Source organism: Aeromonas australiensis (genome assembly GCF_000819725.1).
GTDB lineage: Bacteria > Pseudomonadota > Gammaproteobacteria > Enterobacterales > Aeromonadaceae > Aeromonas > Aeromonas australiensis.
Window position 1 is genome coordinate 26,393 of the sequence record NZ_CDDH01000077.1, and the last position, 21,698, is coordinate 48,090.

General features: G+C 56.4%; 23 protein-coding genes. 5 read left to right on the forward strand and 18 right to left on the reverse strand.

What is annotated here, in order from left to right:
• Positions 1–31 precede the first annotated feature (31 nt).
• Positions 32–1,666, forward strand: coding sequence for an EAL domain-containing protein (locus BN1117_RS14350; protein WP_040098438.1), 1,635 nt, complete (start codon positions 32–34; stop codon positions 1,664–1,666).
• Here BN1117_RS14350 and BN1117_RS14355 read toward each other — a convergent pair.
• The 6 genes from BN1117_RS14355 to BN1117_RS14380 form a co-directional block, all read right to left on the reverse strand.
• Positions 1,635–2,129, reverse strand: a complete 495-nt coding sequence (locus tag BN1117_RS14355) for a hypothetical protein (protein ID WP_040098440.1) — start codon at positions 2,127–2,129, stop codon at positions 1,635–1,637. The two genes, BN1117_RS14350 and BN1117_RS14355, sit on opposite strands and share 32 nt — an antisense overlap.
• 175 nt (positions 2,130–2,304) lie before the next feature.
• Positions 2,305–2,667 (reverse strand): DUF2750 domain-containing protein, encoded by a 363-nt coding sequence (locus BN1117_RS14360; RefSeq protein ID WP_005337077.1) that lies wholly within the window; start codon positions 2,665–2,667, stop codon positions 2,305–2,307.
• Between the two features lie 180 nt (positions 2,668–2,847).
• Positions 2,848–4,152, reverse strand: coding sequence for an inosine/guanosine kinase (locus BN1117_RS14365; protein ID WP_040098441.1), 1,305 nt, complete (start codon positions 4,150–4,152; stop codon positions 2,848–2,850).
• A gap of 369 nt (positions 4,153–4,521) precedes the next feature.
• On the reverse strand, positions 4,522–4,953 hold the full coding sequence (locus BN1117_RS14370) for a PAS domain-containing protein (RefSeq protein ID WP_040098443.1): 432 nt from the start codon (positions 4,951–4,953) through the stop codon (positions 4,522–4,524).
• A gap of 8 nt (positions 4,954–4,961) precedes the next feature.
• On the reverse strand, positions 4,962–5,990 hold the full coding sequence (locus tag BN1117_RS14375; RefSeq protein ID WP_040098445.1) for a response regulator: 1,029 nt from the start codon (positions 5,988–5,990) through the stop codon (positions 4,962–4,964).
• A gap of 54 nt (positions 5,991–6,044) precedes the next feature.
• The gene (locus tag BN1117_RS14380) at positions 6,045–6,983 is read right to left on the reverse strand and encodes a LysR family transcriptional regulator (RefSeq protein ID WP_040098447.1); all 939 of its coding nucleotides are present in this window, start codon (positions 6,981–6,983) and stop codon (positions 6,045–6,047) included.
• A gap of 835 nt (positions 6,984–7,818) precedes the next feature.
• Between BN1117_RS14380 and BN1117_RS14385 the strand changes: the two genes are divergently transcribed.
• Positions 7,819–9,759 (forward strand): putative bifunctional diguanylate cyclase/phosphodiesterase, encoded by a 1,941-nt coding sequence (locus BN1117_RS14385; RefSeq protein ID WP_040098449.1) that lies wholly within the window; start codon positions 7,819–7,821, stop codon positions 9,757–9,759.
• A 154-nt stretch (positions 9,760–9,913) separates the two neighbouring features.
• On the forward strand, positions 9,914–11,479 hold the full coding sequence (locus BN1117_RS14390) for an AbgT family transporter (RefSeq protein ID WP_040098451.1): 1,566 nt from the start codon (positions 9,914–9,916) through the stop codon (positions 11,477–11,479).
• A 198-nt stretch (positions 11,480–11,677) separates the two neighbouring features.
• Here BN1117_RS14390 and BN1117_RS14395 read toward each other — a convergent pair whose 3' ends face one another.
• The 6 genes from BN1117_RS14395 to BN1117_RS14420 all read right to left on the reverse strand — a co-directional run bounded on the left by BN1117_RS14395 (position 11,678) and on the right by BN1117_RS14420 (position 15,046).
• Positions 11,678–11,938: a hypothetical protein gene (locus BN1117_RS14395; protein WP_156130000.1), complete on the reverse strand. Its 261-nt coding sequence runs from the start codon at positions 11,936–11,938 to the stop codon at positions 11,678–11,680.
• Between the two features lie 219 nt (positions 11,939–12,157).
• On the reverse strand, positions 12,158–12,733 hold the full coding sequence (locus tag BN1117_RS14400) for a cob(I)yrinic acid a,c-diamide adenosyltransferase (protein ID WP_040098454.1): 576 nt from the start codon (positions 12,731–12,733) through the stop codon (positions 12,158–12,160).
• Complete coding sequence (locus tag BN1117_RS14405; protein ID WP_040098456.1) at positions 12,730–12,960, reverse strand: DUF3820 family protein; 231 nt, start codon at positions 12,958–12,960, stop codon at positions 12,730–12,732. The genes BN1117_RS14400 and BN1117_RS14405 overlap by 4 nt, the downstream gene beginning before the upstream one ends.
• A 1-nt stretch (position 12,961) precedes the next feature.
• Positions 12,962–13,633, reverse strand: a complete 672-nt coding sequence (queE, locus tag BN1117_RS14410) for a 7-carboxy-7-deazaguanine synthase QueE (RefSeq protein ID WP_040098458.1) — start codon at positions 13,631–13,633, stop codon at positions 12,962–12,964.
• Positions 13,634–13,694: 61 nt separating this feature from the next.
• Positions 13,695–14,402 (reverse strand): 7-cyano-7-deazaguanine synthase QueC, encoded by a 708-nt coding sequence (gene queC / locus BN1117_RS14415; RefSeq protein WP_040098460.1) that lies wholly within the window; start codon positions 14,400–14,402, stop codon positions 13,695–13,697.
• Positions 14,403–14,422: 20 nt separating this feature from the next.
• Positions 14,423–15,046, reverse strand: a complete 624-nt coding sequence (locus BN1117_RS14420) for a tRNA-uridine aminocarboxypropyltransferase (protein WP_040098461.1) — start codon at positions 15,044–15,046, stop codon at positions 14,423–14,425.
• Here BN1117_RS14420 and rrtA point away from each other — a divergent pair.
• Complete coding sequence (gene rrtA, locus BN1117_RS14425; RefSeq protein ID WP_167334827.1) at positions 15,045–15,638, forward strand: rhombosortase; 594 nt, start codon at positions 15,045–15,047, stop codon at positions 15,636–15,638. The two genes, BN1117_RS14420 and rrtA, sit on opposite strands and share 2 nt — an antisense overlap.
• On the opposite strand, the gene pyrF is transcribed toward rrtA, so the two are convergent.
• The 6 genes from pyrF to cmk all read right to left on the reverse strand — a co-directional run bounded on the left by pyrF (position 15,613) and on the right by cmk (position 20,785).
• On the reverse strand, positions 15,613–16,314 hold the full coding sequence (gene pyrF, locus BN1117_RS14430; protein WP_040098463.1) for an orotidine-5'-phosphate decarboxylase: 702 nt from the start codon (positions 16,312–16,314) through the stop codon (positions 15,613–15,615). The genes rrtA and pyrF overlap by 26 nt on opposite strands.
• 18 nt (positions 16,315–16,332) lie before the next feature.
• Positions 16,333–17,499 (reverse strand): lipopolysaccharide assembly protein LapB, encoded by a 1,167-nt coding sequence (gene lapB, locus BN1117_RS14435; protein WP_040098465.1) that lies wholly within the window; start codon positions 17,497–17,499, stop codon positions 16,333–16,335.
• Between the two features lie 9 nt (positions 17,500–17,508).
• Complete coding sequence (locus BN1117_RS14440) at positions 17,509–17,793, reverse strand: LapA family protein (RefSeq protein ID WP_040098467.1); 285 nt, start codon at positions 17,791–17,793, stop codon at positions 17,509–17,511.
• A 158-nt stretch (positions 17,794–17,951) separates the two neighbouring features.
• Positions 17,952–18,236 carry an integration host factor subunit beta gene (gene ihfB / locus BN1117_RS14445; RefSeq protein ID WP_005337145.1) on the reverse strand — a complete coding sequence of 95 codons (285 nt, stop codon included), beginning with the start codon at positions 18,234–18,236 and terminating at the stop codon, positions 17,952–17,954.
• Between the two features lie 92 nt (positions 18,237–18,328).
• Positions 18,329–19,999 carry a 30S ribosomal protein S1 gene (gene rpsA / locus BN1117_RS14450; RefSeq protein WP_040098469.1) on the reverse strand — a complete coding sequence of 557 codons (1,671 nt, stop codon included), beginning with the start codon at positions 19,997–19,999 and terminating at the stop codon, positions 18,329–18,331.
• Between the two features lie 93 nt (positions 20,000–20,092).
• Positions 20,093–20,785 (reverse strand): (d)CMP kinase, encoded by a 693-nt coding sequence (gene cmk, locus BN1117_RS14455; protein WP_040098471.1) that lies wholly within the window; start codon positions 20,783–20,785, stop codon positions 20,093–20,095.
• Positions 20,786–21,035: 250 nt separating this feature from the next.
• Between cmk and ribA the strand changes: the two genes are divergently transcribed.
• Positions 21,036–21,629, forward strand: a complete 594-nt coding sequence (gene ribA / locus BN1117_RS14460) for a GTP cyclohydrolase II (protein WP_040098473.1) — start codon at positions 21,036–21,038, stop codon at positions 21,627–21,629.
• Positions 21,630–21,698 lie beyond the last annotated feature (69 nt).

Below are 21,698 nucleotides of genomic sequence, written 5' to 3' on the forward strand. Positions count from 1 at the left end.
ACATCCATGTAACCACTTCAAGGAAGACAAGATGGTTCAACAGATCAGACGCACCCTGTTGCTAGTCGCCGCGGCAGTTACCATTCCACTGCTACTGCTACAGGGTGTCTGGCTGGGGCTGCAAACCCCCCCGCTGACCACGGCCATTATACTGCTCACTACGCTGCTGGGGATGATGTTGGTGCTGATGCTGGCTTTGCGTACCATAGCGGGGTGGACGCAACATCAGGCGCTCTGTTTGCTCAAGGCTATCCGTGGTCATGACCCTTCTCAGCTTGATGACTCTGCCTCACGTGAAGCCTTGCAGGAGCTGCTGGATCAGTACCAAAACGCCGAACAGACAGCGCACCGCAAGCTGACTGAATTGAGCAACCTGGCCACCACAGATGAGCTGACCCAGCTGCTTAATCGCCACGCCTTTCGCCGCGACATGACGGAGCTGCTACAACGCGATCAAGACACCCAGACCGCCACCCTGGTGCTGATCCGCGCCACCGAGCTTGGCAAGATCAACGCTCAACGGGGATTTCAATCCGGCGATGCCTATATCAAGGACATGGCGACTCTGATCACCCGCGTTGTCAGCCGTTTCCCGGGCCATCAGGTCTACCGCATTTCGGGGGCCGATTTTGCCGTGCTGGTACAACCGGTCGCCAATATTCCCCCCCATCTGCTGGGACAGGATTTGAAAGTGGCATTCGATCACTATCAGGATCAGCACGAGCTGGAGAGCACTGGTTACTCGGGGCTGACCAAACTCAGCAGCGGCCAGAAAATTGAAGCCGTGCTGGCCAGAGCGGATCTGGCGCTGGCTCGCGCCCAGACCGAAACCATCAACGGCTGGGCCATCCAGCAAGATGACAGCGTCTCCGACTTGCAGGGGCAACACCACTGGCGCGACGTGCTGACCGAAGTGTTGGCGCAAGAGCGGCTCAGCTTTACCTATCAACCGATCCAGCCGCTGCACCGCAGCATGCTGGCCTACAACGAGATCTACACCCGCTTCAGCGGCAGCGACGGCACCGCCCTGCCCACCGACACCCTGTTTGCCATGGCCCAGCGACTGGATATGGTGATGCGGCTGGAGCAGCTGGTCATTACCCATATCATGCGCCAGTACCGTGCCTTTGGTGCCAACCAGAGCCGCTGGGGGATCAACCTCTCCCCCAACCTGTTGCAAAACAGCGCCTTCCTGATCTGGCTCGACCGCCAGCTGCTCAAAGATCCCAATACCACCGCCAATCTGGTGTTCGAGCTGGATGAAGAGCATCTGGAGCGCAACCTGACCGGCGCCAAGCGGGTGTTTGAACTGCTGCGCCGCAACGGCAGCCGCTCGGCCATCGCCAACTTCGGCAAGGGCATTGGCTCCTTTACCCTGTTTCGCGAGCTCAAGCCCGACTACATCAAGCTGGATCCTGCCCTGATCACCGGGCTGGAACAGGATCAGACCAACCAGCAGTTCGTGCGAATGATCGTCGATGTGTCACATCGGATGGGGTGCCAGGTCATTGCAGAGGGGGTGGAACAGCTTGGCCAGAAACAGCTACTGCAGGGAATGTATGTGGATGGCTTGCAGGGTTATCTCATCGCCCGGCCGCAACCGCTGCGACCGGATATCAGCCAGCTGGGGCTCTTTACTGAGGATGCTTCAGCTTCAGCAGGGTAAGAATGATGTCATTGAGCTGGCGGTAGCGCTCCAGCTCTTTCTGATCGTAACGGGTCGCCAGCGTGGTGGGGTTGTGGCGGTTTTTGAGGTAACGGTTGATTTGCAGCCGGTTGAACCCCGCCACCTGATAGACCTGGCCAAGCAGGGTATTGAGATCATCGTGCTCCAGACCGGCTCTGGCCAGATAGTCCCCATCGGCGGGGCTCTCGGTCTGGTGGCTCCACTTGCCAATGCGGCCGCTCTCTTGCAGATAGCTGAGCCACTGCTCGATATAGAGTGGTTTGCACCCCGCCAGCAGATTGAAAAAGCCCACCGCATCGCAACGACAACCGCTCAGGAGCACGACCGCCAGCTGATCATCATCGCACTGGAAGGTAACAGGCCCGGCTTGCGCCCAATCCAGTGCCTGCACCCGAATGCTGGCCTTCTCACCCGCAGCTCCCGTTACGTCGAATACAAACATGGCGCTCCTCCCTTGGCAAAAGGTTGATGATGGACCATCCCCCTGACGGGTGCAAAGGCAAATCGGCTTTTAACTCATCAATCGGGCCATTCGACCATAAAAAAGACCGGCCCCCTCACGGATGCCGGTCTTTGTCCCGATGGCCTGTGCGTTCAGGCCATCAATGGAGGCGCTTTCAGGCGTCCAGTTCAACCAGTGCCTTGGCCAGCTCGATGGGTTCGAGCTCCTGACCTTCCAGGTCGGCGTTCCAGTTCGGACCGACCAGCACATCATCTTCATCCAGATCGTTGATCCAGATATCGAGAAACTCTTCCAGATCGATCACTTCCGGCTCGTAATCGGCCCACTCATCGACGCAGTGCAGACGGGCGTCCTCTTCGGCAGACCAGAGCGGCATCACGTCGGCATCTTCAAATTCGGCGGAGCGGCAGACGACCCAGTCTTCCCCATAGCGCAGACCCCACACCTGACCCGACTCGCGGACTTGTTCGATAAACAGTTGGAAATTGGCGTCAAGGTTGTCGTTAAGCATGCTCATGGGGTTCTCTCTTTCTTTCGGGTGCTGCAGCATTGTCGGGCGACAATACGATGGCCAAATGGTGTCGCAAAAGTGACATGGACTCAAGCATATTGGGGTTATTCCGGGAAAAAAGCCGGGATAACCCATATTTGCCTGCAAAAACGCCTCCCGATGGAGGCGTCTTGCAGGATCAGGAGATCAACGCTCCCAGTAAACCTCTTCCAGGCTGTCCTCTTTCTCTGGCAAACCGCGGGAGAGACGGGGGCTGCTCTGGGCCAACACCTCGTAGCTGACGCGGTTGGCGTATTTGCACACCTGGGCCAGTGAGGAGTAAGTCAGGAACTCGGAGATGTGCTTGGCGGAGTTGGGCACATTCAACCGGTGATAGGAGTTGGCCACCATGTCGTGCAGCACGGCAGAAAGCGCCCCATCCCCTGCCCCGTTGGTGTTCTTGATCTTCTCCGGGCCGCCCATGTATGGGGAGATGTGGGAGTAGATACGGGCCGGTTTGCGGCACTTGGCGCGGGCCATCGGGCGGCTGAACTCATACATGTTGAACTCGGGGATAACGCCGGGCAACAGGGTATGGGTAGTCTCGCGCTTGTAGTCCTCGTCGGTGTAGCTCGCCATGTAGAGGCCGATAGGGCCAGCAGTACAGAGCACCATGTCGGCCCAATCCAGCGCCTTGTCGGCCGCACCGAGCGGATCAGCGATGCCGGTCAGGGCTTCACCTTCGTCTTCGTTCATCGCCAGCACAGTGACGTTCTCGGCAATAAAGTCGCGCCACCACTGGGGATTTTCATCGATAACGAAACGGGTGCCCAGGGTCAGCACCACGGGAATACCGGCCTCGCGGGCATAACGCACCGCGGTCATGGCCGCCTCTTTCATCGGATCACCATCGTCACCGCGTACCAGATAGGCGGTGATCACCAGTGCAGACGCCCCTTTGATCACATCTTCAGGAATGTGCTGCACATCCAGCTGGTTCATCTTGCCGGCGTTGATGCCGAAGCTGCGCTCGCCGCACTCGGTGATGAAGGTGAAGCAACGGCCGATGGGGCCATCCACCGGCTGCAGATAGTCCAGATTGACGCGGGAAGAGGTGTTGCACAGATAACGGTAGGCGTAGCAGCCGATGCGAATGTCCTGACTCATCACACCCAGCAGGATGGAGTGGGAATCTGCCAGCACCGAGTAGTTGTGAACCGTGTTGCCAATGGTGCCACCGGCAAACTCGCTCACCACCATGTTGTTGGCCTTGAGCTCGTCATAAATGCGTTCTGCCACGTCGTCATTAATGACGATGGAGTGTCCCTTGCTCAGACCATAACGGGTCAGAAAGTCTTCATCCACATGGGCTTCGATATCAACCAGGGTCTGATCAATCCCGACCACGTAGGCTTTGCCCAGCTCGGTTAACAGGGGATTTTGCGGCACCAGGGGATCGCGTCTGTCGACAGGGAAGTAGTGTTTGGACTTGCGCTGACCGGGAAATTTCATGGCAATGTTCTTGTGCTCTGGGGGAAAGAGGGGCGGGATTTTAACACAATCCGCCGCCCCGAAAAGTCGCCCGATTTAAATAATGGAGTCAGTATAGACAAGGGCTGGAAGGGGAAACGTTTGCCTTTTCGCCATAAAAACCGATGGTCAGCCCCAAGGTTGCAAGGCAAGATTGCTGATGACTGAACCAAGGGAGGCTTGCTCTGCAATCACATTAATCCGGAAGCCATGACAGGTTCCGGATTGTTCTACAGCAGCAGGGTCGACCGGGGATTTTGTTGAACCACAACAAGGCATCGTATGCGGAACAACAAGTGTGGTGGTATGAGAGGGCGGAAACGTCGAGGCCTCCCCCTACTCGATACACGCTCAAGCCTGCCGCTGGCCGCTCATCTGCATGGCCTCATCGGTGGCATCGTAGATCATCACTGCGATGTGGGTCACCTGGCCACCGAAATCAGCCAACGGCACCAGCGTCAGGTTCTGGAACATGTGGGGGGCCGAGCCGGTAATGGGGCGGTAGTTGGAGAAGCGCAGCAGGTAGGGCCTCTGTTCCCAGGTACTGAACGCGCGGTTGTTGAGCTGAAACACCATGTTGGCCTTGCGCTCGAACCAGGCCCTGTCAACATCAGGGAAGAGATCGAACAGGACACCATCGCGCACCTCGGCTGCCATCCGCCCGCTGTGGCTCTCCATAAAACCGTTCCACACCTGTACCTTGTACTCCTTGTCGAGTACCACCAACCCAACGTCCAGGTTCTGAACTATGTTCATCAGCCAATGAAATTCACGGATTTCCATAGTCACTCCTAAAGCATGTGCATGATTTTGTTGTTCATGGTGGCGATGGAATCTTCGGTAAACAGCAGCAGCAGATCGCACTGTACCGCGTAATCCTGGATCCGGTAGTTGATCTCGATAGCCAGGGTTCGACGCCAGAGACTTTTGTTGGTGTTGATGAGATCCTTGATGGATCTGTGCTGGCCCAGTACCACAGGGTGACCTTGGCTGAACGGAGTATCGAGTTGACTGGCGTAACCGCGTAAAAAGGCGCCGATCAGCACATTGGCTGTATCCATCAGCAACTCAAGCTCGACACTAGGATCCAGGGTTCCCTGATGATTCATCAGCTTGGCCAGGTCCTTAAAGCTGGAGTCATGAAACAGGATCAGCGCTTCACCGGCAATCCCTGCCCCGATAAACCCCTGACAGACGGCGGAGAGGGTATCCGAATCTGCGGCCGCCGAGAGGGCCATGTGCAGCTCAGAGACCTCCAGCACGTTGACGTTGGGGATGGGCAGCACCACGAAGGCGTTGAGCAAACGGGCCAGCAAATCGGCCGCCTGTCCCATGGAGACGTTGGCCAGCTCCTGATAGACATCACGGACTTCGGGACTGATCTTGACGCCTGTATCAAGTGCAGGCTCGCTGGCCGGGGGGCTAGGGATATGGGACTGAGTAGTAGGCACTCCAGCCGGTTGCCAGAAACCATGGGCTTTGAGCAGAGCGCCCAAGGCCTCCGGGGAGGCCGGTTTCTTGATAAAATCGAGGGCCCCAAGTCCCATGACCCTTTGATGCGCCTCCGGCTGAATATCGCCGGAGACCACGAATACTTTACTGCGTAGTCCCTCCCGCTGCAGGGTTTCCAGCACGCCGTAACCGTCCATTTCTGGCATGGTCAGGTCGAGGAAGATGAGATCGCCATGACCCATCAGAACCTGTTCGATCCCTTCTAGGCCATTGCTCGCATAGTGCAAATCGACTTTCCAGTCGGCCGGAAGTGCCCGTGCCAGCTGTTTGCGGGCGAACCCGGAGTCATCACATATCAATACATTCATGGTGTTAGGCAGGCTCTGTTGGCAAGGGATGCTATAAGTGTGGCCCGCTAACGGTCAGATGCAATGGCTGAGGCTGTCACCTTGTGAAAATTGGTTGTCCCACTGCCGATTACGATAGCGCGCTGAGTATTTTTCAACAAATTCAGTGAACATCTTAACACGCAACGGGGCGAACTGGTGCTGGCAACACAACATGTAAAAGGGACGATTGCCGGTTTGCCAGTCGGTCAGTACCGGCACCAGCTGCTCATCATGAAGGAAGCTACTCAGATAGTGCTGGGGCGCGTTGACGATCCCCAGATGACGTCGGGCTGCACGCACGGCGGCCTGGGTTTGGTTGACGGTCAGTTTGGCACTGCGTTTGACGCAGACACTCTGGCCATCCTGGTCGGTCAGCTGCCAGTGCTGGTGTGGCCAGCAGTAGATGAGGTCGTGCTCTTCCAGTTGATTGGGGTGAGAAGGGGTGCCCTTCTTGGCCAAATAGAGCGGTGAGGCAAACAGGCCGTACTCGATATGACCGAGACAAACCGCATTGGGCATCGATTGGGGGAGTTCACCGTTGAAGAACACCAGGTCCCGGTCATTGTCGAACAGATGTTGGTGGTCATTGGTCTGGGTGATATCGAACTGTACCTCGGGATAGTGCAGGCCGAACTCGGCCAGCATATCGATGAGGATGGTGTTGGAGAGTGCGATCGGCGCCGCTATCCGGATAAGCCCTGTGATGTCGGCTTCTTTACCCTGGATCTCGCTGGTGGCCTGCTCGATTTGCGCGAGCGGCGTGCAGAGACGCTCGTAGTATCTGAGGCCCTCATCGGTAAGGCGGAGTTTGCGGGTAGAGCGATGTAGCAGGGAGCCACCAAGCTGCTCTTCCAGCTGGGAAATGCGTCGACTGATGGTGCCTGTTGGCATGCCCAGTGCGGCAGCTGCGTGGGAGAATCCTCCCTCTTGCACCACCTTGACGAACAGGTAGAACTCTTCGATATGCTTCATAAACGCTGTTCTGGGTGTAACAAGGGGGCAACCATAAAAAGAGTGTCTCTGGTTGGCAAGGGCAATTCAGCGTTTAATTGATCTGGGTTCGATTTCTGTTGATACCAATTCTCGACCGCTTATTCACAACTTGGCTACCTGAGCGTCTTGGCTCATCACCACTGGGAGTCAATCCGTGACGGTCAGCCACATCGTTCCATCTACTCAACTCCGGCGGTGATGCTATCCGCGAGGCGATCGTAAACGTCGGCATAAACTGTCTCGCGCTATTTTTTTCCTTTTTAATAATGTGACCTGAGTCATATATTCGCTTTTTGATCATTCACAGTGAAACCATGACCCGAGTATATCATGCGCCCTTTCCGCCGCACTTTTGTTGCCCGCATCGCTTATTTTTTCACCACAAAGCCATCCAATTGGTTAATTAATGAAGGCTTTGTGACAATAAATAAAGACCCTCCCCTCAATTAACTTAAAGATCATTAGTAATGATTATCACTATAAATAATGCTTTTGTGTCCCAGGGTCTCGTGTGATAAACTCTTAGTACTTGTTTTTATTGGGGAAAAAAGATAAAAATCGACAATGTGATTTACTCTGCTTAACAGGTGGTTTGGCAACGTTCGTTTCTGTATTTCAGAATATGCTCCCCTGTTGCTTATCTCTGCAATGGCGTTGTTTACTCTTGGCTATGTTAAAAAGCATGGTGGTCGAGTGCCGTTTGCACCTTGTCTTCTGCATCTGGCGCACTGCCAGATCTGTTGTTAACCAGTGACCCTCTCGCATGAATGACCTTGACCAGATGAAAACGCTCGACGAACGGTTACTGAAGACGATGGATGTACTGCATACCCCGATTTGGGTGTACGACATCGAGCATCATCGTATTTTCTGGGCAAACCGTGCCGCGCTCCCTGTGTGGGAGGCAACCACTCTTGACGAACTCTGCACTCGCGACTTTTCTGCCGATATGGCGACCGCCATCGATCTGTTGTTGCAGCGCTATCTGGGCGATTTTCAGCAGGGACGTAGTTACAACGAGTGGTGGACTCTCTCTCCAAAGGGGGTCAAAAAGCAGATCTATCTGCGCCTCTCCGGCATTCAGCTGGCTGGCCGTCTGATGATGATGACCGAGGCGGTGCTCGACTCCGATACCCTCTATCAGGAGTCATCATTGGCGAGTGGCGACACCTTGGCCTGCCTGTTCGACAGCAATGGTCATTTCGAGAGCGGCAACTACCACTTCGAGAACTGTTTCGGCCACCGGATTGCCAAGCTCGCACAGATCTTCTCCGGTAATAACGGCAGCTTTTACCAGAAGCTTTCCCGTCTCGATGAGGTCGTCACCGAGGGAGAGTGTCGCACCCTCAAGGGGATGCGCTGGTTCCAGTATCAGTTTCGCTATATTCAGCAGGGTGCTCGCATTCTGCTCACCATGCGCGATATCACCGACCGCAAGCTCGAAGAACTGGAACACCGCCACCTCGCCTGGCACGACTCCCTGACCGGCCTGCTCAACCGCTATGGCTTGATGAAGTCCCTCGAGGCCTACTGTGGTCTGGGTGAGCGTTTCGCGCTGGTTTTCATGGATCTTGACAACTTTAAACTGGTCAACGACAACTACGGCCATAAGGCGGGCGATCGCCTGCTGGAGCGGGTTGCCGGTCGTCTCAAACAGATCTGCCCGCGCGACGTGGAGCTGGCGCGTCTCGGTGGCGATGAGTTTACGGCATTAGTGCCGTTAGACAATCAGCCGGAACGAGCGCAAGAAGTGGCAGATAAGATGCTCTCCCAGATGACCAAGCCGCTGCAACTTAGCGGACTGCCTGAAGTGACCATTGGCGGCAGTATCGGTATCGCCATCTATCCCGATGATGCAGATGATGGGGACAATCTTATCACCCGGGCTGATATGGCCATGTATCAGGCCAAACAGATGGGGCGGTTACGGTGGCAGCGCTTCACTCCCAGCATGCAGCAAACTCTGCAGCGCAAGCTCAACCTCAAGCAGTTTTTGGCCAAAGCCATCGGCCGTCAGGAGCTGAGCCTCTGTTACCAGCCCCAAGTGGATGTGGCCCAACAGCGCCTGATTGGTTACGAGGCGCTGCTGCGCTGGTACAACCCGGTACTCGGTCATGTGTCGCCGGCGGAGTTTATCCCGCTGGCTGAAGAGATGGGGTTGATCCGCGAGATCGGCAGCTGGGTGCTCTCCACCGCGCTGGCTCAGATGGCCAGCTGGCAGACCCGCTTCCAACAGCGAGTGCCGGTCTCTGTCAACCTCTCGGGATTCCAGCTCTCAGCTACGTTGCCAGGACACGTCCGCCAGCAACTGGAGCTGCATAGGGTGGATGCCTCCCTGTTGACGCTGGAGCTGACCGAAACCGTGCTGATGCTCGATATGAAGGGATGTCTGGGTATCCTCGATGACTTGAGCGAGCTGGGACTCAAAATTGCTATCGATGATTTCGGTACCGGCTACTCCTCTCTGGCCTACCTCAACCGACTGCCGATCAACAATATCAAGCTGGACCGCTCTTTCGTGGTCGGACTCAACTTGCCGGTGATCCGGGCGACCGCAGCCATGGCCACCAATCTGGGATTGGGGATCATGGCAGAGGGAGTGGAAGAGCCTCACGAGCTGGCAGCATTACAGACCCAAGGATGCCATGTGTTCCAAGGCTATCTGTTCAGTAAGCCTCTGACGGTGGCACAAGTCGAGGCAAGCGGCTTCGTGGTAGAGTGCCCGGTTGGGCGTTATCCACTAGTTAATGCATAAATTTCAGTGTAACGAGTGTGCGTCAAACCACAATTTGGGATTTTATTTCGCACTATTCATCAAAATTAATCTTCTTTTTGCGGCTCGTCATTGGATGGTCGTGCCGTGATTGCTAGTATGCGGCCTCATTTCTAGGGAAAGGAGTATCGCAATAATGAGTCATTCTGCTGTAACGAACAGTCCGGCCAGCCCTCCCAAGGGTTGGCTGAACCGTTTCCTCAATGGCGTCGAGAAAGCCGGGAACAAATTACCCGACCCCGCCATGCTGTTCCTCTATGCCTTGCTGATCGTCTGGGTCGGCTCCTGGGTGTTGTCACAATTCCAGTTTGATCTGGTCAATCCTCGTACTGGAGAGGCCGTCGTGGTCAATAACCTGCTGACCGGTGCCGGTCTGGCCGAGTTTCTCTCCACCATGGTGACCACCTTCACCGGCTTTGCCCCGCTGGGGATCGTGCTGGTGGCCATGCTCGGGGTCGGGGTGGCCGAGCAGTCCGGTTTTATCAATACCGGTCTGAAAAAGTTGCTGAAAGTGACGCCTGCCCGTTTTCTCACTCCTATGTTGATCCTGGTGGCGATCGTCAGCCATACCGCTGCAGATGCGGGTTATGTGCTGGTGATCCCCATCGGTGGCATCATCTTCCACGCAGCCGGACGCCATCCGCTGGCGGGGATCGCCGCTGCATTTGCCGGTGTCTCCGGCGGTTTTGCTGCCAACTTCCTGCCCTCCGGCGGGGATGCGCTGCTGCAGGGCTTTACCCAGTCCGCCGCTCAGTTGCTCGACCCTGACTACATGGTCAACACCCTGTGCAACATCATCTTTACCGGTGCCTCTTCGCTGCTGATCATCTGCGTCGGCTGGTTCATCACCGAAAAGGTGGTGGAGCCGCGTCTGAAGCATGTGGCGCTCAACGAGGATCTGGAGAGTGCCGACGAGATGGGGCGCTACAGCGCACAAGAGAGCCGGGCCTTCAACTGGGCCGGGTTTGCCATGCTGGCGGCTATCGTGCTGCTGGCGCTGGCGCTCTCTCCGAGCGATTCCCCGCTGCGTGCTGCCGATGGCTCTCTGACCACCTTCGCTGCCCCCGTGATGAAGTCCATCGTGCCGCTCATCTTCCTGCTCTTTATCCTGCCGGGTATCGTCTACGGCTTTGTTGCGGGTAGCTTCAAGAGTGGCAAGGATGTGATCGATGCCATGTCAGCCACCATGAACAAGATGGGCTCCTACATGGTGATGGCCTTCTTCTGCGCACTGTTTATCAAGGCGTTTGGGGACTCCAACCTGGGTACCCTGCTGGCCCTCTCTGGCGCCGAAGTGCTCCATGCGCTGGCGCTGCCCGGTGAAGTGACCATCGTCGGGATGATCCTGCTCACCGCTACCGTCAATCTGGTGGTGGGTTCAGCGTCAGCCAAGTGGGCGCTGATCAGCCCGATCCTGGTGCCCATGCTGATGGCGGTGGGGATCTCCCCCGAGCTGACCCAGGCAGCCTATCGGGTCGGGGATTCCGCTTCCAACATCATCACCCCGCTGATGGTCTTCTTCCCGCTGGTGGTGGTCTATTGCCAGCAGTATGTGAAGAGCACCGGGATCGGTACCCTGGTCTCCATGATGCTGCCCTATTCACTGGCCTTCCTGGTGAGCTGGACTATCTTCCTGCTGCTCTACTGGGCGCTCGGCTTCCCGCTCGGGTTGCAAGCCCCTTACGTCTATCCGGCTCCTTAAGTAGGAACCTGCAGCCTGTCTCTTGAGCACAATGCGCTACGCTCAAGAGACAGGATCAGTTCATCGCCTTCAAGGAGGGTCTGTCATCTACTCAGCCCTCCCTCCACACCCTTATCAAGACCGTCCCGAGCGCTTGACCCCATTCAGACCCCAAGTATCTCCAGGCGTTTATATGGTTATGCCACATTGAGGAGCTGATCAGGCCGCGCCTTTTTCGCCAGCTTCGACCACAGCCACAACCAGTTTTGCTGACTCAGCAGCCACTGGCAGCATTCCCCAGCTATGTATCCTCAACCACTCGATGCGGTTGCCTGTGGTTTGACTCTGTCGAGCATGGGCATAGAGCTTGTTGCCGTGCGCGCCGATACAACGGCTTGGCATCCCAGGCGTCCCGAAACCTTGGTTATTTTCAGCGGGTAGCCCCACCGCCTTGGGCAGGTACGGCGCGAGCAGCTGCAAGAAGTGGGTCTGCAAGGTGCAGCGGCTAGCCAGGTCAGAGCCTGAGCCGAGAACGCAGCTTAAGTGAGGGGCATGAGTGGAGCAATGTGAGCACCGGAAGGATAATGAAAGGGTCAGCTCATGCAATGAGAGATAACGTCAATAAATCCCCAGCCGGTACCGGGGACTTTGCTATAAGAGGCCAAGGCGAGACTTGCCCTGCCGCTCAAAGGTGAACTGTTAGCTAGCCGTTTGCTGGCGATCTGCGGCCTTGACCCACAGCACTTCACGCTCCCCTGCCACGCAGATGAGATAGCGGGCAACGGTAAAGAACCAGTCACTCATCCGGTTCAGATAGGGCAGCACCTCGGGATTGACCCGCTCTTCCCGGCTCAATGTCAGCAGCAAGCGCTCGCAATGACGCACCAGAGTACGCACCACATGCGCCTGCGCCGCGGCACGGGAACCACCGGGCAATATAAATTGGCGCAGCGGTGGCAATGGCTCGCTATAACGATCTATCTGCTGTTCAAGGCGAGTGGTCCAGGCGGCATTAACCTGCCAAATCGATTCATTCTGGGCATCGCTGGAGAATGCCAACTCCCCCCCCAGATCAAACAACTCCTGTTGCAACAGCTGTAAATCAGCCAATAAGCCGATCTCTTGCGACGGCACGTCACAAATCAGCAAGCCGATATGGGAGTTGAGCTCATCGATATAACCGTAGGTCTCGACTCGCAAATGATCCTTGGGCAATGGGATCCCATCGGCCAGCCGGGTCATGCCCTTGTCGCCCTGCCTCGTATATATTCTCATACCGACATCCTGTTAATAATGGGAATAATCATGGACTCGAGTCCATTGAGTTTGATCTCGTAAGCCAATGCCAGTGTCTGGCCCAATTTACCCGCCGGAAAACCGCTGCGCGCCATCCATACCAGATAGGGCTCGGGAATATCGATGATACGCAGCCCCTGATATCTGCCGTAAGGCATCTTGTTGGTCAGGGTCAGCAGCACCTGTTCGTCGGATAGCCAATCCATATCAATCAATATCCAGATATTTATGAGTCTGGATTGAGAGTCGCCAGTTACGCGCGATACAGGTATCCATCGCCAATTGGGTGGCCCTGGGCTTCTGGCTGATCGGCTGCAAGGCAATGACTACGTCCGGGCGCAGAGTTGCGGTAGCGAGCAGCGCATCCAGCTCTTCAATATGGTGTTCAGTCGCCACCGGATGCTTGATCTCGTTGGCCCGCTCCAGCGCCGAGACCAGCACAGGCAGCCCCCCTTTCATGCCAATTTTGGGGGAGACGGTCACCCAGGTCTGCTCATGGGTCTTGATCTCGCTGGTGCCACTGGTTTCAATCTGCACCTGATAACCCGCCGCCAGCAGCGCTGACGAGAGTTCGTGCAGATCGTAGAGGCAGGGCTCGCCACCGGTGATCACCACATGGCGCGCCTGATAACCCAGGTCGGTAAAGCTCTTGATAATCTGCGCGGTGCTGAGTTGGCTCCAGCAATCGGATTCGTTGGAACGATCAAGCACCGCCTCCTTACCCACTTCACGAGCCGGATCAACAACCCAGGTATGACGGGTATCGCACCAGGGGCAGCCCACCGGGCAACCCTGCAGGCGAACAAAGATGGCGGGTAGGCCGGTAAAGATGCCCTCCCCCTGGATGGTCTGGAAAATCTCGTTGATTGGGTAGTGCATCTCGATCACGGCTTGTTGCAAAAGTCGCGGATTATACCCCAAGCCACGGCAAGACGCAGGCTCACTCTGCGCTTTTCTCGCCCAGCCCGGTTTTCTCAAACAGTCTGGCCATGATGCCCGCCTTGTCGGCCAGATAGTTGTTCAGGCCGCGACTGCGCAGTTCACACGCAGGACACGTGCCGCAACCGTCACCGGCAATGCCGTTGTAGCAGGTCAGGGTCTGCTGGCGCACCGTGTCGAGGTGACCATAGTGATCCGCCAGAGCCCAGGTCTCGGCCTTGTCGAGCCACATCAAGGGAGTGTCAAAACGGATGCCGCGATCCAGCCCCAGCGACACCGCCTGATTGAGGGCCTTGACGAACTCGTCACGGCAATCGGGATAGCCGGAGAAGTCAGTCTCGCAGACACCGGTGATCACCGCTTCGGCACCCACCTGATAGGCATAGATGGAGGCCAGGGTCAGGAACAGGATATTGCGGCCCGGCACGAAGGTGTTGGGCAGCCCGTTATCCTGCAGCTCGCAGCTGACAGGAATGTCGTCACGGGTCAGGGCAGAGACCGCCAGCTCATTGAGCAGCGTCACATCCATCACTTTGTGGGCGGCAATCCCCAGTGCACTGCCCAGGCGGCGCGCGGTGTCGATCTCTGCCCGATGGCGTTGGCCATAGTCGAAGGTGATGGCGTGCACTTCATTATACTGGGCCAATGCCTGCACCAGACAAGTAGTGCTGTCCTGACCGCCGCTGAAAACCACGACTGCTTTTTTCATCTTGATAACTCCTTGAATTGTCACGCGCGGCGGCCTTCGGCAAAGTCCTGCCACTGGGTATTCAACCGATTGAACAGGGTCAGCAAGGGCGCATAGCGCTCCGGCCTTCCCTCCCACCGGGACAAGAGGTGATAGCCCGCCTCTATGGTAGAGAGGGCATCGGGAAAGGGTTTCTTGCGAATGGCATATTGACCGGCAATGGCACCAATGGCGATACGGGGCAAACGGGCCAGTGCCGGGTTACTCTGCAACATGCGATAGGCTTTGCGCCAGGTGCCGTCTAACAAGATAAAGGCGACGGATGCGGAGCCAGAGGATTCACTCTCCCACTGTTGGCGAAGATCGGTCAGCGAAATGGCATCCTCATCCGGCCAGAGTAGATAGCAGCGACGGGAAGGATCTGTAAGCAACCCATTGAGCCACTCATCGCGGGCAAAGTCCTCCCCCACATGGATCTCGCACTGTTGCAAAGAGGCCGCCAGCAGAGCGGCAGTCCCCTTGGGATGTGCCATCTCGTTGGGGTGCTGCAAGATGTAGAGGGGCGTGTGATTGTCAACCGGCACAATATAATCGCACAGGCAGGCTTTGAGGGCTCGGGTGCAACGTGTACAGTATCGACTGTTCTTGTCGTTGGACTGTTTCATGTTGTCAGACAAATCTGGATTGCTCTGGGTTATCACGCTCTCTCTCACCAGCTTGCTACTCTTTTTTACCGTTCCCAATCTTCAGCTCTCCTTCGATCGGCCCTTGATCGCCGGGGGCGAAGGGTGGCGGATCATAACAGGCAATCTGGCTCATACCAATCTGTGGCACCTGCTGCTCAATCTGGGCGGCCTCGCCATCCTCTATAGCCTGTTTCGCGACTATCTGGGTGGGGCTCGCCTGCCGCTGCTGATGTTGCTGCTCTGGCTGGCAGTGGGCTTGGGGATCTGGTGGTGGTGCCCGCAGACCCAGTGGTACATGGGGCTATCAGGCTCGCTGCATGGCCTGTTTGTCTGGGGGGCAATGCAGGATATCCGCCACGGACGACGCACATCGGGCTGGCTACTGCTGGCAGGGATGGGGCTCAAGCTGGCGATGGACTTCTACAACGCAGGAGAGAGCCCGATCGCCACCCTGATCAATGCCAGGGTACACATCGGCTCTCATCTTATCGGGGCCGGTGCAGGCCTGTTGCTCGGCCTGCACCGCGTCTCACTGAGTGAGCCTGTTACGCACCAGCCAGCTCGGCATTGATGCTGGCCAGCATGGCGGCCGGATCGGCAGCCTGCGTGATGGGGCGACCGATAACCAGATAATCGGAACCCGCCTCGACCGCCGCTTTGGGTGTCATCACCCGGCGCTGATCCCCGGCCGCTGAACCAGTCGGGCGAATACCCGGGGTCACCAGCTTGAAATCGGCGCCCAGCAAGGCTTTCAACTCATGGGCCTCGTTGGCAGAGCAGACCACCCCATCCAGACCGGATGCTTTGGTCAGGGTAGCCAGCCGGATCACCTGCTCGGCCGGGCTTACATCCAGACCAAGAGGGATCATGTCGGACTGCTCCATGCTGGTCAGCACGGTCACGCCGATAAGCAGGGGCGCCTTGTCGCCATAAGGCAGTAGCGCCTCTTTGGCGGCACGCATCATCCGCTCACCACCACTGGCATGCACGTTGACCATCCAGACACCGAGCTCGGCACTGGCTGCCACGGCTTTGGCAACAGTATTGGGAATATCGTGAAATTTCAGATCCAGAAAGACATCGAATCCCCTGGCCACCAGCTGGCGTACAAGCTGAGGGCCAAACAGGGTAAACATCTCCTTGCCTACCTTGAGACGGCACTGGGCCGGAGAGATACGTTCAACGAACGCTAAGGCATCTGCCTCGTGCTGATAATCCAGCGCTACCAGTACTTTGGGATCTTGCATCTCACATCCTATTGATTGTTATTCACCGTCCAGACCACGGATCGGCTTGATGGAACCCCACTGGCGACAAGACGGGCACTGCCAGAACAGCGAGTGAGTGGCAAAGCCGCACTGCCGACACTTGTGGGTTGACTTGATTTTGATCTGCTCGCCGACCAGTTGTTGCAGCAGCTCGAGGCTCTCCTTGGCAGGCCCCTCCTCCGCACTGGCCAGCTGAAAACCCACCAGCTGGTAAAAACCTTTCATCGACGGATGACGACGCAGCTGACGCAGCACCAGCGAACGGGCCTGGCTCAGGCCATCACGCTCTTCAACCAGCTTGGCAAGGGCCAGGGTCACGCTGACACCGGCGTGATCCTCCACCGCCTTCTCAAGCAGCGGGATCAACGCAGGCGTGCGCCCCAACTGCTGATAGCACTCGAGCAATTTGGGCATCGCCTCGGAGGCAAAGTCGATATCCTGCTCGAACACCCGCAGCAGCTCCTTGCTGGCCTGCTCATACTCCCCTTCCGCCATGGCAAGCTCAGCGAGGCGCAAACTGGCCCGGGCACATGCCGGATTGATACTGAGCGCCCGTTTGAGCTTGGCCAGCCCCTCCCCTTTATTGCCCTCACGCAGCGCGATCTCGGCTTGTTCGCAATAGAAATGGGAGATGGGGTCGGCCAGCTTCTTGCCCTGGAATTTTTGCAGACGCATCGCCACATCGATGGCCTTATCCCAATCCCGCAGTTGTTGATGAATGATCAACAGCTGTGCCAGCGCCGTCTCTTCATAGTCGCTGTCGTCACACAACTCATTCCAGAGCGCTTCAGCACGGTCGAGCAGACCAGCAGCCAGAAAGTCGCGCGCCAGCTCCTGCAGGGCAAGCTGTCGCTGCTCCCGGGTCAGTTGGCGGGTCACCAGGTTCTGGTGGATCTTGATGGCACGATCGACCTCCCCGCGTTGGCGAAACAGGTTGCCGAGGGAGAGGTGGGTTTCGATGGTTTCACTGTCCACCTCAAGCAGCTGGATAAAGAGATCCACCGCCTTGTCGGATTCATCGGACAGCAAATAGTTGAGGCCCGCCACATACTGGCGGGAAAACTGGTTACTCTGTTTTTGGGTGTCCTGGCGAACACTCCTGCGACCCATGTACCAGCCATAACCGGCGGCAATAGGCAACAGCAGGAAAAGCAGTTCAAGCATTGAGGAACATTATTCCTTACCCGGTGACCGGGCCAGCTCCAACTCGCGGGATTGACGGCGCATGGTGCGGTTGAGGGTGCGGTTTTGCATTTTCAGGCGCAGGAACAGCAGGCCGAATACCAGCCAGCCCAGCAAAAAACCGCCAGCAAAAAAGCAGCCCAACAACATGGCAAGTGAGAACTCCCCCTGGGCAATCAGGTAATTGAACTGAACCAGCTGACCATTTTGTGAGCCCAGCGCCAGGGTCAGAATAAACACCAGCACCAGCGGGATGAGGGCCAAAATACGCTTCATAAGAGCTCCCTGTCAGTATCTAATGAGAGGCTGATTATCCTTAAAATCGCAGGCAGACTCTAGAGTGAATGGGAAAAGAGTTTAAGAAACAAGACGATTGGCACACGAATCGGGGACAAGAACAAAAAAGGCATACCCGAGGTATGCCCATTTCTGCATTATTCAACGATGTTGACGCGCTCGCGCAACTCTTTGCCAGGTTTGAAGTGCGGGACATATTTCCCGGTCAGTTCAACCTTGTCCCCCGTCTTGGGGTTGCGGCCCACACGGGGCGCACGATAGTGCAGTGAAAAACTGCCAAATCCGCGGATTTCAATCCGGTCGCCGTTTTGCAAGGTCGACGCCATCTGCTCAAGGATCTCCTTGATGGCGGCCTCGACATCCTTGGCCGGCATATGCATGCGGCTGGCTGCCAGTTGTTCGATGAGATCTGATTTGGTCATAACGTTAAATCTCCTTCCCCGATCACATGCAATATTCATTTTGCCAGGATAAAAAAGGGCGGCGCAATGCCGCCCTTTTCTTGCATCAAGGATTACTCACCCTTGGCGGCTTTGAACGCTTCCATCATAGCATTGCTGAACACAACTTCTTCTTGTTGGTTCAGGCTATCGATAGCAACACGCTCATCAGCCTCGTCCTTAGCACGGACAGACAGGCTTACGGTGCGGTTCTTACGATCAACGCCCATGAATTTAGCTTCTACTTCGTCACCAACAGACAGCACCAGAGTGGCGTCTTCTACACGGTCACGAGCAGCGTCGGAGGCACGCAGGTAGCCTTCTACGCCATCAGCCAGTTCGATAACGGCACCTTTGGCATCAACCTCGGTAACCTTACCCTTCACGATAGCACCTTTCTTGTTGTCAGCCAGGTACTTGTTGAACGGGTCTTCTTCGATCTGCTTGACACCCAGGGAGATGCGCTCACGCTCCGGATCCACTTGCAGAACAACGGCTTCGATCTCGTCGCCTTTCTTGAATTCACGCACTGCTTCTTCACCCTGGTTGTTCCAGGAGATGTCAGACAGGTGAACCAGACCGTCGATGCCGCCATCCAGACCGATGAAGATACCGAAGTCAGTGATGGACTTGATCTTGCCGGAAACACGGTCGCCTTTGGCGTGAGTTTCGGCAAACAGCTGCCACGGGTTGGATTTGCACTGCTTCAGACCCAGGGAGATACGACGACGCTCTTCGTCGATATCCAGAACCATCACGTCAACCACATCGCCAACGTTAACAACTTTGGACGGGTGGATGTTCTTGTTGGTCCAATCCATCTCGGAGACGTGTACCAGGCCTTCAACGCCTTCTTCGATTTCAACGAAGCAGCCGTAGTCGGTCAGGTTGGTCACGCGGCCAGACAGACGGGTGGTCTCCGGGTAACGCTTGGCGATAGCAACCCAGGGATCTTCGCCCAGCTGCTTCAGACCCAGGGATACACGGGTACGCTCGCGGTCAAACTTCAGAACCTTGACAGCAATCTCGTCGCCAACGTTGACGATTTCGGAAGGATGCTTAACGCGCTTCCACGCCATGTCAGTGATGTGCAGCAGGCCGTCAACACCGCCCAGATCTACGAATGCACCGTAGTCGGTCAGGTTCTTGACGATACCCTTAACTTCTTGACCTTCTTGCAGGTTAGCCAGCAGGCTTTCACGCTCGGAGGTGTTCTCGGTCTCGATCACGGCACGACGGGAAACAACAACGTTGTTGCGCTTCTGGTCCAGCTTGATGACTTTGAACTCGAGTTCTTTGTTTTCCAGGTGAGCGGTGTCACGGATCGGACGCACGTCAACCAGAGAACCCGGCAGGAAGGCACGGATGCCGTTCAGCTCAACGGTGAAACCACCCTTGACCTTGCCGTTGATGATACCGATAACGGTAGCTTGCTCTTCGTAAGCCTTCTCAAGCTGCAGCCAGGCTTCGTGGCGCTTGGCTTTTTCGCGGGACAGCTTGGTTTCGCCGAAACCATCTTCGATAGAGTCCAGAGCTACGTCAACGGAGTCACCTACGTTGATTTCCAGCTCGCCCATGGCGTTTTTGAATTCTTCAGCCGGAATGGCGGACTCGGATTTCAGACCGGCGTCAACCAGTACAAAACCGTTCTCGATAGCAACGACAGTGCCCTTGACGATGGAACCTTGACGGGTTTCAACAGCGTTCAGGGACTCTTCAAAGAGTTGAGCAAAAGATTCGATCATTGTTTATGTCACAAATGAAACATCCACTTGCAATCCGGCACAAGCGGGGTTGTTTTAAATTATCTGCGCCATCCATGGTGCAGACGACTGACATCAGTTCGTACTGACATCACCAAGTTGTTGCTCTGCATAGGAAAGTACCGTTGCCAGCACTTCATCTATGGTCATGGCGGTAGAATCTACCACCAGAGCATCTTCAGCCGGTTTCAGGGGAGCAACTGCGCGATTTCTATCACGGTCGTCACGCTCCCGAATCTCGGTTAAAAGACGCTCAAAGTTAACATCAAAGCCCTTATCTTGCAACTGCTTATAGCGTCGCTGGGCCCGTTCTTCAGCGCTGGCGTCGAGGAAAATCTTCACCTCGGCCTCGGGGAAAACCACGGTGCCCATGTCACGACCGTCGGCGATCAGACCCGGGGCCTGACGAAATGCCCGCTGGCGGCGCAGCAGCGCTTCACGCACCCGGGGAAAAATGGCGACCTTGCTGGCTGCATCGCTCACTTCCTGGGAACGTATGGTACGGGAGACATCCTCCCCTTCCAGGATCACCTTGACCTGGTCGCCTTCAACTTGGAACTGCACGTCCAGGTTGGCGGCCAATGGCACCAGTGAGGCTTCATTATCCAATGCAACATCGTGATGCAGCGCGGCCAAGGACAACACCCGATAGATGGCGCCCGAGTCCAGCAAGTGCCAACCCAGCTTCTCGGCAAGCAGCTGACACAAGGTGCCTTTGCCTGCGCCACTGGGGCCATCAATTGTCATTACGGGGGCCATCTGAGGCATAACTTCTCTCCTGCACTGTGTTACTCCCAGCCCGAAGGGGTGGGTTAATGGGCGCCGATTATACCCGAATGTGGTGAGCCTGGCAGTCATCAATCCGCACAAAGGGCCAAAACCCCGGCAGGTAACAATGATGCGATCTCATATCGCCATTTCATTAAGCAATGCAAGGACTTGTTCTTATGGTTGTTCCTGACAAGGCGCGCTAAACTGAGCCCCCTTTTTTGAGCCGTTAGTAGTAAGGAGCAACCTAGTGAGCAGCGTTACCCTCGTGGCCAAATCCAAATTGCCAACCCCCTGGGGCACCTTCACGCTGGTAGGTTTTCAGGAGACCGGCACAGGCAAGGATCACGCCGCCCTGGTGATGGGTGATATTACCGGTGAAGAGCCCGTGCTGGGCCGGATCCACTCAGAGTGCCTGACCGGTGACGCCTTGTTCAGCCTACGTTGTGACTGCGGCTTCCAGCTGCAGGCCGCTTTGGAGAACATCGCCAAGGCAGGGCGCGGCGTGTTGCTGTATGTCCGTCAAGAGGGCCGTGGCATCGGCTTACTCAACAAGATCCGCGCCTATCACCTGCAGGATCAGGGTGCCGATACCGTAGAGGCCAACGTGGCCCTTGGTTTCGCCGCCGACATGCGCGATTACACCATCTGCGCCGACATGCTCAAGCAGCTTGAGGTCAAGTCTCTCAAACTGATGACCAACAACCCGCGTAAGGTTAAGGCGATGACATCCTTCGGCATTCCGGTGGCCGAACGGGTACCGCTGCAGGAAGGGCGCAATCCTCACAATGAGTTCTATCTCTCGACCAAGGCCAACAAGCTGGATCATCTGCTGAAAAAGTGAGCCTGATTTGATAGGCATCAGATAGTCAAACGCCTCCCAATGGGAGGCGTCAGACTGCTGACAAACCCC

Bases quoted from the DNA above. Each gene is read 5' to 3' on its own strand.
- BN1117_RS14405 (WP_040098456.1), bottom strand. From the start codon at position 12,960: ATGGATTGGCTATCCGACGAACAGGTGCTGCTGACCCTGACCAACAAG.
- BN1117_RS14390 (WP_040098451.1), top strand. From the start codon at position 9,914: ATGAGTCATTCTGCTGTAACGAACAGTCCGGCCAGCCCTCCCAAGGGT.
- BN1117_RS14370 (WP_040098443.1), bottom strand. From the start codon at position 4,953: ATGGAAATCCGTGAATTTCATTGGCTGATGAACATAGTTCAGAACCTG.
- rrtA (WP_167334827.1), top strand. From the start codon at position 15,045: ATGTTGTCAGACAAATCTGGATTGCTCTGGGTTATCACGCTCTCTCTC.
- rpsA (WP_040098469.1), bottom strand. From the start codon at position 19,999: ATGATCGAATCTTTTGCTCAACTCTTTGAAGAGTCCCTGAACGCTGTT.
- BN1117_RS14420 (WP_040098461.1), bottom strand. From the start codon at position 15,046: ATGAAACAGTCCAACGACAAGAACAGTCGATACTGTACACGTTGCACC.
- BN1117_RS14375 (WP_040098445.1), bottom strand. From the start codon at position 5,990: ATGAATGTATTGATATGTGATGACTCCGGGTTCGCCCGCAAACAGCTG.
- BN1117_RS14385 (WP_040098449.1), top strand. From the start codon at position 7,819: ATGGATGTACTGCATACCCCGATTTGGGTGTACGACATCGAGCATCAT.
- BN1117_RS14355 (WP_040098440.1), bottom strand. From the start codon at position 2,129: ATGTTTGTATTCGACGTAACGGGAGCTGCGGGTGAGAAGGCCAGCATT.
- pyrF (WP_040098463.1), bottom strand. From the start codon at position 16,314: ATGCAAGATCCCAAAGTACTGGTAGCGCTGGATTATCAGCACGAGGCA.
- BN1117_RS14400 (WP_040098454.1), bottom strand. From the start codon at position 12,733: ATGAGAATATATACGAGGCAGGGCGACAAGGGCATGACCCGGCTGGCC.
- BN1117_RS14380 (WP_040098447.1), bottom strand. From the start codon at position 6,983: ATGAAGCATATCGAAGAGTTCTACCTGTTCGTCAAGGTGGTGCAAGAG.
- BN1117_RS14360 (WP_005337077.1), bottom strand. From the start codon at position 2,667: ATGAGCATGCTTAACGACAACCTTGACGCCAATTTCCAACTGTTTATC.
- queE (WP_040098458.1), bottom strand. From the start codon at position 13,633: ATGCACTACCCAATCAACGAGATTTTCCAGACCATCCAGGGGGAGGGC.
- lapB (WP_040098465.1), bottom strand. From the start codon at position 17,499: ATGCTTGAACTGCTTTTCCTGCTGTTGCCTATTGCCGCCGGTTATGGC.
- BN1117_RS14365 (WP_040098441.1), bottom strand. From the start codon at position 4,152: ATGAAATTTCCCGGTCAGCGCAAGTCCAAACACTACTTCCCTGTCGAC.
- BN1117_RS14440 (WP_040098467.1), bottom strand. From the start codon at position 17,793: ATGAAGCGTATTTTGGCCCTCATCCCGCTGGTGCTGGTGTTTATTCTG.
- ihfB (WP_005337145.1), bottom strand. From the start codon at position 18,236: ATGACCAAATCAGATCTCATCGAACAACTGGCAGCCAGCCGCATGCAT.
- BN1117_RS14350 (WP_040098438.1), top strand. From the start codon at position 32: ATGGTTCAACAGATCAGACGCACCCTGTTGCTAGTCGCCGCGGCAGTT.
- cmk (WP_040098471.1), bottom strand. From the start codon at position 20,785: ATGCCTCAGATGGCCCCCGTAATGACAATTGATGGCCCCAGTGGCGCA.
- queC (WP_040098460.1), bottom strand. From the start codon at position 14,402: ATGAAAAAAGCAGTCGTGGTTTTCAGCGGCGGTCAGGACAGCACTACT.